At 66.6% G+C, this 12,592-nt stretch carries 11 protein-coding genes and 1 pseudogene; 4 read left to right on the top strand and 8 right to left on the bottom strand.

Annotation, left to right across the window (positions count from 1 at the left end; translation table 11 throughout):
* The coding region (gene ispG / locus KDJ86_RS16590) for a flavodoxin-dependent (E)-4-hydroxy-3-methylbut-2-enyl-diphosphate synthase (protein ID WP_291748331.1) at positions 1 to 1,204 on the bottom strand (1,204 nt) is incomplete at its 3' end.
* A 281-nt stretch (positions 1,205 to 1,485) separates the two neighbouring features.
* Here ispG and KDJ86_RS16595 point away from each other — a divergent pair.
* Positions 1,486 to 2,169 (top strand): hypothetical protein, encoded by a 684-nt coding sequence (locus KDJ86_RS16595; RefSeq protein ID WP_291748333.1) that lies wholly within the window; start codon positions 1,486 to 1,488, stop codon positions 2,167 to 2,169.
* Between the two features lie 18 nt (positions 2,170 to 2,187).
* Here KDJ86_RS16595 and KDJ86_RS16600 read toward each other — a convergent pair whose 3' ends face one another.
* Complete coding sequence (locus KDJ86_RS16600) at positions 2,188 to 2,481, bottom strand: hypothetical protein (protein WP_291748335.1); 294 nt, start codon at positions 2,479 to 2,481, stop codon at positions 2,188 to 2,190.
* A gap of 240 nt (positions 2,482 to 2,721) precedes the next feature.
* Positions 2,722 to 3,213, bottom strand: a complete 492-nt coding sequence (locus KDJ86_RS16605) for a transcriptional repressor (protein ID WP_291748338.1) — start codon at positions 3,211 to 3,213, stop codon at positions 2,722 to 2,724.
* Positions 3,214 to 3,358: 145 nt separating this feature from the next.
* On the opposite strand from KDJ86_RS16605, the gene KDJ86_RS16610 reads away from it, so the two are divergent.
* From KDJ86_RS16610 to KDJ86_RS16620, 3 genes are all read left to right on the top strand, one after another.
* Positions 3,359 to 4,141: a 3-hydroxybutyrate dehydrogenase gene (locus KDJ86_RS16610; RefSeq protein ID WP_291748340.1), complete on the top strand. Its 783-nt coding sequence runs from the start codon at positions 3,359 to 3,361 to the stop codon at positions 4,139 to 4,141.
* Positions 4,138 to 5,214, top strand: coding sequence for a patatin-like phospholipase family protein (locus KDJ86_RS16615; RefSeq protein ID WP_291748342.1), 1,077 nt, complete (start codon positions 4,138 to 4,140; stop codon positions 5,212 to 5,214). Before KDJ86_RS16610 ends, KDJ86_RS16615 begins: the two co-directional genes overlap by 4 nt.
* A 107-nt stretch (positions 5,215 to 5,321) precedes the next feature.
* Positions 5,322 to 5,825, top strand: coding sequence for a cyclic nucleotide-binding domain-containing protein (locus KDJ86_RS16620; protein ID WP_291748345.1), 504 nt, complete (start codon positions 5,322 to 5,324; stop codon positions 5,823 to 5,825).
* A gap of 33 nt (positions 5,826 to 5,858) precedes the next feature.
* Here KDJ86_RS16620 and KDJ86_RS16625 read toward each other — a convergent pair whose 3' ends face one another.
* The 5 genes and pseudogenes from KDJ86_RS16625 to KDJ86_RS16640 form a co-directional block, all read right to left on the bottom strand.
* Positions 5,859 to 8,396: a TIGR02302 family protein gene (locus tag KDJ86_RS16625; protein WP_291748348.1), complete on the bottom strand. Its 2,538-nt coding sequence runs from the start codon at positions 8,394 to 8,396 to the stop codon at positions 5,859 to 5,861.
* A 170-nt stretch (positions 8,397 to 8,566) separates the two neighbouring features.
* Positions 8,567 to 9,841 carry a diaminopimelate decarboxylase gene (gene lysA / locus KDJ86_RS16630; protein ID WP_291748351.1) on the bottom strand — a complete coding sequence of 425 codons (1,275 nt, stop codon included), beginning with the start codon at positions 9,839 to 9,841 and terminating at the stop codon, positions 8,567 to 8,569.
* Between the two features lie 22 nt (positions 9,842 to 9,863).
* Positions 9,864 to 10,094 (bottom strand): LPS translocon maturation chaperone LptM, encoded by a 231-nt coding sequence (gene lptM, locus KDJ86_RS20620; protein ID WP_367116836.1) that lies wholly within the window; start codon positions 10,092 to 10,094, stop codon positions 9,864 to 9,866.
* A gap of 96 nt (positions 10,095 to 10,190) precedes the next feature.
* Positions 10,191 to 11,315: a Fic family protein gene (locus tag KDJ86_RS16635; RefSeq protein ID WP_291748354.1), complete on the bottom strand. Its 1,125-nt coding sequence runs from the start codon at positions 11,313 to 11,315 to the stop codon at positions 10,191 to 10,193.
* 805 nt (positions 11,316 to 12,120) lie between these two features.
* Positions 12,121 to 12,592 (bottom strand): annotated as a pseudogene (locus KDJ86_RS16640) (argininosuccinate lyase); the annotation flags it as partial.

The following is a 12,592-nucleotide window of genomic DNA, read 5'->3' on the forward strand; positions in this document are numbered from 1 at the left end:
CCTCGACCATCTTCCGGAACTCGTCGGCGATATGGGGGCCGCGCAGCGTCGCCGCCTTCCTGCCGTCGACGAAGACCGGCGCCGCCGGCTGCTCGCCGGTGCCGGGCAGCGAGATGCCGATATCGGCGTGCTTCGATTCGCCCGGGCCGTTGACGATGCAGCCCATCACCGCGACCTGCAGCGCCTCGACGCCGGGGTATTTCTCGCGCCAGACCGGCATGTTGGTGCGCAGGTCATCCTCGATGCGGCGGGCGAGCTCCTGGAAGACGGTGGAGGTGGTGCGGCCGCAGCCCGGGCAGGCGGCGACCACCGGCAGGAAGGCGCGGAAGCCCATCGTCTGGAGGAGCTCCTGGGCGACCACCACCTCGCGGGTGCGGTCGCCGCCGGGCTCCGGCGTCAGCGAGATGCGGATGGTGTCGCCGATCCCCTGCTCGAGCAGGATGGCGAGCGCGGCGGAGGAGGCGACGATGCCCTTCGACCCCATCCCCGCCTCGGTGAGGCCGAGATGGAGGGCGTGGTCGGTGCGGCGGGCGAGCTCGGCATAGACGGCGATCAGGTCCTGGACCTGGCTGACCTTGGCCGAGAGGATGATGCGGTCGCGGCCGAGGCCGAGCTCCCCGGCTCTGGATGCGGAAAGCAGCGCCGACTGGACGATCGCCTCGCGCATCACGTCCCTTGCCGACCGGGGTTCCGCGGCCTTCGCGTTGTCGTCCATCAGCCGGGTGAGCAGCGCCTGGTCGAGCGAGCCCCAGTTGACGCCGATGCGGACCGGCTTGCCGTGGCGCGCGGCGATCTCGATCAGGGTCGCGAACTGGCGGTCCTTCTTCTCGCCGAAGCCGACGTTGCCGGGATTGATGCGATACTTGTCGAGGGCCTCGGCGCAGGCCGGATGGTCGGTCAGCAGCTTGTGGCCGATATAGTGGAAGTCGCCGATCAGCGGCACATGGATGCCGCGTTTCGCCAGCCGGTCGCGGATATGGGGGACGGCGGCGGCGGCCTCGTCGCGATCGACGGTGATGCGGACCAGCTCCGAGCCGGCACGGGCAAGCGCCGCCACCTGCCGCGTCGTCTCCTCGACATCGGCGGTATCGGTATTGGTCATCGACTGGACGACGACCGGCGCGTCGCCGCCGACCGCGACGCCGCCGACCGCGACGCCGATGGTGCGGTGACGGGGCAACGGTTCGGTGAGGTAATCGGTCATATCCAAGGCATTCGACCCGTCGTAGGTCGCGCTACAGGCGCGAGGGGTTTTCCAAGGGACACTAGCACGTCGGCGCGCGATGTTGCCCGGTCCCCGCGCTGGAAATGGTCGATAGGGCGGGAAAGCGCAAGTCGACCGCCAATGTCGTCGGGCTCGCGCCGTGGGGCGTGGCGCGATCGGCGCCTTTGCCCGGGGCGTGCTGCCTTCCCTGATTTCCTGTTGCTTCCACACACGGCAGGAGCGACAAAGGGACAGGCTCTGGGCGTCAAAAGGCAGCGAACATGATCCGCCGGACCCAAATCCTGCTGGCCGGGCTGCTCGCCGTGTCCGCCGTCGCGTCTGGTGCGCAGACCGCTGCCGCCGAAACGCTCGCCCTGCGGGGCAACCAGCGGTGGGTGCAGATCGCCAGCCGCCAGATCCTCGATGAAGCAATCGCGATCGCCCGGCAATACGACGATCAGGACTCACGCGTCGTGAAAGCGAAGAATGGCTGGTACGCGGTCGTTATCGGCCCCTATTCATCCAGCGAATTGTCAGCGTTTCGAGATGACTATGAGGGCGAAATGCCGCTGCCCGACGACGCCTATCTGGCGCGTGGAACCGGCTATGTCGCCACCGTTTGGCATGGAGACCCGAGCGCGCCGGCGTCCGCCGACACGGGCGTGGAACACGACTACCTGAGCCTCTACAGAGAAGCCTTTAATCATTACCGCAATGGTGAATACGATGCCGCTTTGCGGGCGTTCGTTTTTGGAGATATCCAGGCTTCAGTCCACGATGCCCCCGCTCTTCCGAGAGCTAAGTCAGCATATTACAGAGCAAAGATATTTCTTCTGAGAGATAATTTTGATAGTGCATACAAATTCTTTGCCATTGCAAAGCAACTTGGTGGCGAATCCAATTATGCGATTGCGGCCCAGGACTTGATGGACGCAATCGATGAATGGCGTGAACTTCAAAACTGAATTGGCGTAGTGCGTTTTTTAGAATGGATTAAAGACTTCGTCCAGTTCGTCGATGCGTTTCACGGCCCATGAACGAAGTTGCGCCACCTCATCCACTATACATTTACCCGCGTGAGGATAGATGCATTTTGCCAGGGAAGTAGCCTTGGCGGTCAGGCTTTTTGGTTTGCACAAGTAGATATCAACGTCTGATACAACCGAATTCTGGATAAGGATAGTATCATTGCTGTTGAATTCTTTTTCATATCCGGAGCCGCAATAACATTCTTCGCCATAGTCGACCAAGCCGTCCCTGGCATAAAGCTCAGTCATGCAGGCCTCTTTGGCGGAAGCCCACGTCGACGAGCATGATAGCCAGCATAAACCGCCCAATAGTCCCGCGAACAACATTCTCTTTGTTACAAGCATCGATCTCAATCCGCCGGTCGGCGCCGTCGAGGCAGCGTAGAATAGATGGCTTTCCGCTAAGTCCCTGGAGAATGGCTCCGATTCAATGTTGGTTGCAACGTTCAGTCTTGCGGCGACATTTGCCTGGCGGGAGGGATCGAGGATTCAGCCCCGGCGGCAGTTGGCGCAAAGGCCGTGAATCTCGATGACCGGCGTCGTCGGGACGAAGCCGACCGCGCCGGTGACCTCGGCGATCAGGCCGTGGAGGTCGGCGGAGGAGGCCTCGCCGGCCGCGCCGCATTTGTCGCAAAGCAGGAAGACGGTCGCCTCGTCGGTGCAGTCGGCGCCGCGGTCGCAGGCGACATAGGCGTTGCGCGACTCGATGCGGTGGGCGAAGCGGTGCTCGACGAGGAAATCGAGGGCGCGGTAGACCGAGACCGGCGCGGGACGATGGCCGGATGCGCCGAGGCGGTCGATCACGTCATAGGCGGAAGCGGGAACATGGCTCTGGAGCAGCGCCGCCAGCACCTCCTGGCGCCGCTCGGTGAAGCGCAGGCCCTCGGTGTCGCAGATCTCGCGGGCGTGGCTGATCGCGTCCGCGGCGCAGCGGCGGTGGTCGTGCTTGCGGTGTTCCAGTATCGGGCTGACGTTCGCCATCGCAACGCCTCTTCTCCATCCGATCCGCGGGGGCGCGGGTCGCCGGGTGGCTTCTATCTAGCACAGCCTGCGGCGCCATGCGGGATGGCGTTCATGCTGCGATGCAATATATAGACGCTGAGGCCGTCATTATCAGGAGACGTTCATGCTGAAAGGTAAAACCGCGCTGGTGACCGGTTCCACCAGCGGCATCGGGCTCGCGATCGCCGGGGCGATGGCGCGCGAGGGAGCCAACGTCGTTCTCAACGGCTTCGGCGACGCCGCGGAGATCGAGACGCTGCGCGCGGCGATGGCGGAGGATAACGGCGTCGAGGTGCGCTATTCGCCGGCCGACATGACCAGGCCCGACGAGATCGCGGCGATGGTCGCCGACGCCGGGAAGGAATTCGGCGCGATCGACGTGCTCTGCAACAATGCCGGCATCCAGTTCGTCTCGCCGATCGACGAGTTCCCGGTCGAGAAATGGAACGCGATCATCGCCATCAACCTCTCCTCCTCCTTCCACACCATCCGCGCGGCGCTGCCGGGGATGAAGCAGAAGGGCTGGGGCCGCATCATCCAGACCGCGAGCGCCCATGCGCTGGTCGCCTCGCCCTTCAAGAGCGCCTATGTCGCGGCGAAGCACGGCATCGCCGGGCTGACCAAGACCGTGGCGCTGGAAGTGGCGCGGGACGGCATCACGATCAATGCCATCTGCCCGGGCTATGTCTGGACGCCGCTGGTCGAGAGGCAGATTCCCGATACCGCCAAGGCGCGCGGCATCACCGAGGAAGAGGTGAAGCGCGACGTGATGCTCGCGGCGCAGCCGACCAAGGAATTCGTCACCGTCGAGGAAATCGCGGCGCTGGCGATCTTCCTGGCAAGCGACGCGGCGCGCAACATCACCGGCGCGATGCTGCCGATGGACGGGGGCTGGACCGCGGCGTGAGCGGCGGGGCGAAAGCCACATCGTCCGCGGAGACCGCGCCATCCGGGACCCGGACGATCAACCTGGCGCTGCAGGGCGGCGGCGCGCATGGCGCCTTCACCTGGGGGGTCCTCGACGAACTGCTCCAAGAGGGCCGCCTCGACTTCGAGGCGATCTCGGGCACCAGCGCCGGGGCGATGAACGCGGTGGTGCTGGCCGACGGACTGATGCGCGACGGGGCGGAAGGCGCCCGGCGCCGGCTCGGCGCCTTCTGGCGGCGGGTCAGCCGCGAGGGCGTGGGCGCCGGCGCCACCAACGAGATATTCCAGAATATCCTCGGCTTCTGGAACCTTCCGGCGCTCCCGTCCTTTCCATCCTTTCCGCCATTCGGCTATCCCGAGCGGCTGGCGCAGATGGTCTCGCCCTACCGGATCAATCCGCTCAACATCAACCCGCTGCGCGACCTGCTCGAACGGCTGGTCGATTTCGACCTGGTCAGGGCCAACACCGCCCTCAAGCTGTTCATCTCGGCGACCAATGTCCGCGACGGCAAGATCCGCGTCTTCACCGGCGACGACATCACCGCCGACGCGGTGATGGCTTCCGCCTGCCTGCCCTATCTCTTCCATGCCGTGGAGATCGAGGGCGAGGCTTATTGGGACGGGGGGTATATGGGCAATCCGGCGCTGTTTCCCTTCTTCACCGAGACGCAATGCGAGGACATCCTGCTGGTCCAGGTCAATCCGGTGCGGAGCGAGGCGGTGCCGAAGACCGCCAAGGAGATCATGGAGCGGGTCAGCGAGATCACCTTCAACTCGTCGCTGCTGAGGGAATTCCGCGCCATCGACTTCGTCAACCGGCTGCTCGAGGAGAACCGGCTCGACCCGAAGCGCTACCGCAGGAACCGCGTCCACCGCATCGACGCGACCGAGGCGCTGGCGCGCTACACCGCCTCGTCGAAGCTCAACACGAGCTGGCATTTCTTCCAGGAGCTGCATGCCGCCGGCCGCAAGGCGGCGCGGGACTGGCTCGACGCCCATTTCGAGGATATCGGCGTCCGCTCGACGCTCGACCTCAGAGCGGAATTCTCCTGACGGCCGGCGATCGCGCCGCGGCGGCGGCCGACCGGCCCGCCGCGCTTGCTTGACCGGGCCGGCAGCCCGTTCGACAATCACCCGCTCGACCGGCGGTGGGGGATGGCATGAAAGACCACGACGTTCTGAAGCGGATTCCGTTCTTCGCGGAAATCCTGGACGATCAGTCGCTCGACCAGCTGGCGAAGGCGGTGACACGGACCGAATTCGACCACGGCACGGTGGTGATCCGCGAAGGCGACGCGGGGGAATCGATGTTCGTCATCGCCAAGGGGGCGCTGGCGGTCTCGATCCGCGACGGCGGCAAGGACCGGCGGGTCGCGACGCTGCGTGACGGCGACCTGGTCGGCGAGATGTCGCTGCTTACCGGGGCGGCCCGTTCGGCGACCGTGACCGCGCTCCGGCCGACCGTGACGCTCGAGATCACCCGCGACGCGCTTGCGCCGATCCTCAAGGCATCGCCGGAGCTTGCCATCCAGTTTTCGGCGATGGTCCTGCGGCGAAGCGCCGAGCTCGAGGACCTCTACGGGCTGCCCAACTGGCTCCGCACCGGCGGCACCGCATCCGACATCACGACGCGGGTGCGGCGCTTCTTCGGCTTCGACGACTAGCGTGCCGGGCCGGTCAAGGCGCCCGGCCCCCGATCAGAACTGGTCGAGCAGCCGCTCGAGATAGTCGCGCTCGATCACCGGCCGCGTTGCGTCGCCGAGGCGCTCGCGGATCGCCTCGAGGATCTCGCGGGCGCGCTGGATGTCGATCTCGTCCGGCACCTTGACGGTGGTGCCGAGGTCGGGACCGACATTGCGCTGCGGCCGGCCGAGCGGATCCTCGTTCGGCATCTGGTGGCCGTTGGGATTGCCGTTCATGCCGGGGCCCTGGTTGTTGGCGAGCTGCCGGGCCATGCCTTCGGCGCCCTGGCGCAGCGCTTCCAGCGCCTCGCCCTGGTTGCCGAGGGCGCTGCCGGGGCGCCCGTCGCCGAGGTCGCCGGCGGCGCGGCCCATCGACTTGCCGGCCTGGCCGAGCGGGTCGCCCTCGCCGGGCTGCATGCCCATGCCGTCGAGGCTCTCCATCAGGTCGGAAAGCTGTTGCTCCAGCGACTGCTGCTGCTCCTGCAGCCGGCGCAGCGCCTCGGCCATCTCCTCGGCGGTCATCGGCTCGCCATTCTCGCCGAGGCCCTGCCGGGCGCGGTTGGTCCGGTCCATCAGCTCCTGCTGGCGGCGGATCATGTCGGCGAGCTCGTTGAGGCTCTGCATCATCTCGCCATTCTGCTGCTGGTTGCCCATCATCGGCTGGCCGGTCTGCAGGTTCTCCAGCATGTTCTGCAACTCGCTGAGCATCTGGCGGGCGGCGTCGCGGGCGCCGTTCCTGGCGAGATTCTCGATCTGGTCGAGCATCCGCTCCAGATCCTGCGAGCGCAGCGTCTGGGTGTTCGGATCAGGCGGCATGTTGGCCATGTTGGGATTGCGGCGCGCCTGCTCGGCCAGCGCCTGCATGAATTTCTGCATCGCCTGGCGGAGCTCCTCGGTCAGCCGCGCGATCTCCTCGTCGGAGGCGCCGTCCTCGAGCGCCTGGCGGAGCGCCTCCTCGGCGGCGCGAAGCTCCTGGGCGGCGAGCGACAGGTCACCGTCCTCGATACCGAGCGCCACCGTCCAGAGATAGTCGACGACCGCGCGGAGATCGTCGTCGCCGCGCGAACGCATGACGCGGAAATAGGCGGTGCGCAGGGCGAGATAGATCGAGGCGCTGTCGTAGGTATCCTCCGGCGCCATGGTCAGCGTGTCGAGGACGTCGCCGACCCCGGGGGCGGCATTGGCGTCCATCGCCAGCGCCGCGCGCTGCTCGACCACCGCGCGGGCGATCGGATTGGAGAAGCGGCGGGCGGGGAGGGTGATCTCGAGCGGGGCGCTGCGGCCTTCCTGGCCGGCCTCGTCGCGGGCGACGAGGGTGATCCGGATCCTGGCTCCGGCCCAGGGATGGGAGGTGAGGTCGCGGGTCGTCTCGCCGATCCCGTCGCGGGTCCGGAGCTGGGGGAGCGACAGGGGCACCACCGGCGCCTCGAAGAGCGGCCGGGCGCCGGTCCCGCCGGATGCTTCGACCGGGGCGATCTCGGCGCGGGCCTCGACGACGCCGTAGTCGTCCTTCAGCGAATAGGTGAAGGAGAGCGCGCCGCTGCGGGTCGGCACCGGGTTCCGGACGAATTCGATGCGCGGCGCATGGTCGGGCTCGACGGCAAAGCGCCAGCCCATGACCTCGCGGTCACCCTTGCGGACGGTGACCTCGCTGGCCGTGTCCAGGGTGACCTGGCGTTCGAGCGGCTGGTCGTCGCCTTTCGCGGCGTCGGCGCCGTCCGGCTCGACGGCAGCCGCGGCGACCTCGCCGACCTGGCCGCTCGAGACGACCGAGAGGTCGCGGGCGCCGCTGGTACGGACGGTGACGATGCTGCCGGTCGGGACGGAATAGTCGCTGCCCGAGGGCTTCGCCGCCTCGCCGGTGAGGAAGATCGGCGGACGCCCGGTATAGGCCGGCGGCGTCACCCAGGCATCGATGCGGGCGACGGTGGCCGCCACCGGCTCGCCGCCGCGGAAGGCCTCGCCGATCATGGCGAGGCGATCGGGGCCGGCATAGACGAAGCCGACGGCGAGCAGCAGGATGGCGAGGAAGCGAATGGCCCAGGGGTCGCGGCGGGCGAGGCCGGGCGAGGGGATGCCGGCCCTGACCTTGTCGAGAGAGGCGAGCAGCCGGGTGCGATGGGCGGCCCAGAGCGCCTCGGCAGCGGGATCCGCGTTGCCGACCGCGAGCCGGTCGGTCAGCGCGGTCGCCGGGCGATGGAGGAGACCGGTGGCGTGTTCGATGCGGGCGAGGGCGGCCGAGCGGGCCGGTTTCGCAAGCCGGAAGAAATGGACGGCAAGGTAGACCGCGGCGATGGCGAAAAGGCCGAGGATGACGAACCGGACCGGGTCCGAAACGACGCGCCAGAGCCCGAGCCAGGACACGGCGACGAAAAAGGCGCCGAGCACCAGCAGGGGCGCCAGCACCGGCCAGACCGATTCCCAAAGCAGGACCAGGCGGGCGCGGGTGATGGCCCGCTCGATCCGGGCGCGGGTCTCGCGCTCGACGGCGTTCTCTTCGATATCGGGGATATCGGGGCCGCCCTCAGCGTCCCTGCCGCGGGAATCCGCCATTCACGTTCGCCTTTCTGCCCCCAATGCTGAAAGTAGCACAGAGTGAAGCAAAATCGAGGCCGGGCGCGCGGCGGAGCCGACAGCGGCGGCGCGGCCGAATCCCTCTTTGCCGTCCGTGACTTGGGCGCATGTCCCGGGCCGCGCGGCGGCGCCGCGACTCCCGGGTCCGGTCACATATCCGCGAGCCAGGGGGGGAGCGCGTCCATGCCGATCAGGGAGTCGTAGGTCTGGCGCGGGCGGACCACGGCCCATTCGTCGCCCTTGACCAGGATCTCGGGGAGAAGCGGCCGGGTGTTGTAGGTCGAGGCCTGGACCGCCCCATAGGCGCCGACGGTCATCACCGCGAGGAGATCGCCGGGGGAGACCGCGGCCATGTCGCGGCCGAGGGCGAGATAGTCGCCGGTCTCGCAGACGCCGCCGACCACGTCGGCGACGATGCGCGGCGCGTCCGGCGAGGGCTTCACCACCGGGCGGACGTCGTGATGGGCCTCGTAGAGGGTCGGGCGGATGAGGTCGTTCATCGCCGCGTCGACGACGACGAAGGTCTTGGCCGCGCCGGTCTTCACATGGACGACCTCGGTGACCAGGATGCCGGCATTGCCGACGAAGACCCGGCCGGGCTCGAACAGGATGCGGCAGCCGAGATTGCCGAGGCGGCGGCGGACGATCTCGCCGTAGAGATGCGGCTCGGGCGGCGGCGGATCGTCGAGCCGGTAGGGAATGCCGAGGCCGCCGCCGCCATCGACATGGTCGATCTCGTGGCCGTCGTCGCGCAGCGTCCGGACGAGGTCGGCGAGGAGGCCGTAGGCGGTGTCGAAGGGCGTCAGGTCGGTGATCTGGCTGCCGATATGCATATCGACCCCGGAGACGCGGATGCCGGAAAGCCGCGCGGCATGGGCATAGACCTCGCGGGCGCGGCCGAAGGGGATGCCGAACTTGTTCTCCGCCTTGCCGGTGGTGATCTTGGCATGGGTCTTCGCGTCGACATCGGGATTGACGCGGATGGCGACCGAGGCGACGGCGTCCTTCGACGCGGCGATCTCCGATATGAGGTCGAGCTCGGGCTCGGATTCGACGTTGAAGCAGTAGATGCCGGTGTCGATGGCGAAGGCGATCTCGCGCGCGGTCTTGGCCACCCCGGCGAAGACGATCCGGTCCGGCGAGGCGCCGGCGGCGAGCGCCCGGCGAAGCTCGCCTTCGGAGACGACGTCGAGCCCGGCGCCCTCCTCGACGAAGGTGCGGATCACCGCCTGGTTCGAATTCGCCTTCATGGCGTAGCAGATCATCGTGTCGAGGCCGTCCATCGCCTCGGAGAAGACCCGGTAGTGACGCACCAGCGTCGCCGTCGAATAGCAATAGAAAGGCGTGCCGACCGCCGCCGCGATGCCGGGCACGGGAATGTCCTCGGCGTGGAGGACGCCGTTCCTGTATTCGAAATGGTTCACGGGTGCTTCGCGGCTTCGACGGCTACTGGGGAGGCGGCACGGCCGCGGAATCGGCCGGCTCTTCCGTCGCCTTGGCGCTGGGCGGCGGCTCGAGCGGACCTTTGCGGCCACAGGCGGACAGGCCGATGGTCGAGATCAAGATGGCGGCCAGAGCGGCCCGCATCACCATCCGACGGTCACTGATCGCCACAGCCCATTCCCCCTGTTGTCTCGCCAGCCTCATCTCGCGGCCCAAGCGGCACCGCTTTATCATAAACAAAGCGGGGGCGCATGCATCTCTTCAACAGGTACCCGACTCTTGTTTGGGCGCAGGGGCACGGGAAGGCGCCGGGTGGGCAGCGACCGCGCGTCACGGCCGGTTGTCCGCAAACAGGTTGATGTAAGGGCTGTATCTGAACAGCCTGTAGCGGCGTTGACCGGTTATTTCTTCAATGATTTCGGATTCGACGAATCGCTGGACCAGTTGGTTGGCAGCGGCGAATGTTATGTCGAGCCGTTCCCTGACCTCAGTGACGTTGACGATCGGCCTGTCGAACAGGGTCTCCAATATCGTCAAACCGTTTCCGGCGGCTCTTCCGAACCCGGCGGTTATGGTGGCCCGATGCGCTTCTCTCAGAGCGACAATCTTTCGTGCCGTCTCGGTCGCCTCAAGGCTGACTTCACTGGTGCCCTTCAAAAAGAATTTGAGCCATGGCTCCCATTCGCCACGGTCCCTGATGGCTTGCAGATGGTCGTAGTATTCGTCCCTGTGCCGCTTCAGGAAGTGCGAGATGTAGAGGACGGGCTTCTGCAGGATGTCTGCTTGACACAGCAGGAACGTGATCAAGAGCCGACCGACGCGTCCGTTGCCATCGAGGAACGGGTGAATGGTCTCGAACTGTGAGTGAATCAATCCGATTTTGACCAGCGGGGGCAGCGGGGAGTCGTCGTGTATGAATCGTTCGAGGTCGTCGAGAGCCGGCATGACGGCGTCCGGTGGGGGCGGGACGAAGGTGGCCTCGTTGAGTAGCGAGCCCTGCGGACCAATCCAGTTCTGAGTCGTGCGGATTTCCCCGGGTTGGAAATTCCTGCCTCTAACACCTTCGAGAAGCCGTTCGTGAATTTCGCGAATAAGACGTTTGGAGAGGGGCAGTTCCCTCAGCCTGTCGAGACCGAAATTCATGGCTGTGACGTAGTTGAGGACTTCGCCGACATCGTTCGGTCGGTCGGGATCGAATATCTGCGCCTCGACTTTCAGAAGGTCATTGATCGAGGACTGCGTACCTTCGATCTGGCTGGATAGGACGGCTTCCTTTCTCACATACATGAAGACGAACAAGTCAGGATTCGGCAAGGTTTGGATGGAGCCGTCCAACCTGCCAAGGGCGCGATCGGCCTTTGACATTAGTGCCTGGAGCTCGTCGTCGAATTCGATTCTCGGGTCAGGTGGCAAGGACCTCGGAATGAAGGCGGCATATCCCGTCGGCTGTCGCACATATCGACCTGCTCGCCCGGTGTGTTGTCGATCAGACATGGATGCTCGTAATTATACGCTGCCTATAATTGTACAGCGGATGTTCCCGTAATGCAACGTAGAGGGACATTACGTGCCTGCGGCCTCCCGCGGATCAGGCTACCTATCATTACGCGGAATGTGACGCTCTAACTAAACGCTGCGAATAGTCAGCGGCGAACGCCGGCGGCTCGCCCCCATCGACGCGGACCGTGGCGGCGAGGAGCGGTGGAGGGCGCTTAGGGTGCTTCAACCCCTCACCCGGATCGCTTTTCGTTCCCGGTCCAGCCTTCGGCCGTCCTCGCCTCTTGTCCGGCCTGCCGCCTCGACCCGACCTCTCCCTCGCGGGGAGAGGTCGGCGGTGGGGGTGCGCGTCTTGCGATCGCAGCAGGTGATCCCGGGCGGCTGGACCGGATCCCCGCTTGCGCGGGGATGAGCGGAGAGAGGTTGTGCGTTCTTCGAGGCTTCGCTTCGCATTTCGACCCCCGATCGAGCCGGGGGCAGGCTCTCCGCTCAAGGGGGAGGTTGGAGGGTGGCCGGGTTGGCACCTAATGACCTCGATGGGTGATCCCGGGCGGCTGGACTGGATCCCCGCGTTCGCGGGGATGAGCGGAGAGGTTGTGCGTCCTTCGAGGCTTCGCTTCGCGAAGCGCCCCGGGTCAAGCCCGGGGGCAGCCTCTCACGATGGCTGGGAGAGGTTCGAGGGGGGATGCGGTCCCGCGGGGCGGCAAACGCGGCGCGATGGGCCGGGCCGCGCGCGGAAAGGCGCATGCCGGGCGAGGATGGCCTACGCGCCCGCTTCCTTCCTCAGCCGGCCGAGCCAGCGGCGGGCCTGCTTGCGGACATTGGCCGGGGCGGTGCCGCCATAGCTGACGCGGCTCGCGGCCGACTGGGTGACGCCGAGCACCGAAAAGACCTCCGGCGTGATCCGCGGCTCGATCGCCTGGAGCTCTTCCAGCGTCAGGCGGTGGAGCGGCCGGCCGCTCTGCTCGGCGGCGCGGACGACCCGGCCGGTGACGCCATGGGCCTCGCGGAAGGGCATGTCGAGCTTCTGGACCAGCCAGTCGGCGAGGTCGGTGGCGGTCGAATAGGCGGCGCCGGCGGCCTTGCGCATCGCCGCCTTGTCCGGCTCCATGTCGCCGACCATGCCGGTGGTCGCGGTGATCGCCAGCGCCAGAGTCTCCAGCGCGTCGAAGACCGGCTCCTTGTCCTCCTGCATATCCTTCTGCTAGGCGATCGGCAGGCCCTTCAGGACGATC

The organism is Bauldia sp. (assembly GCF_020442045.1).
Taxonomy (GTDB): Bacteria; Pseudomonadota; Alphaproteobacteria; order Rhizobiales; family Kaistiaceae; genus Bauldia.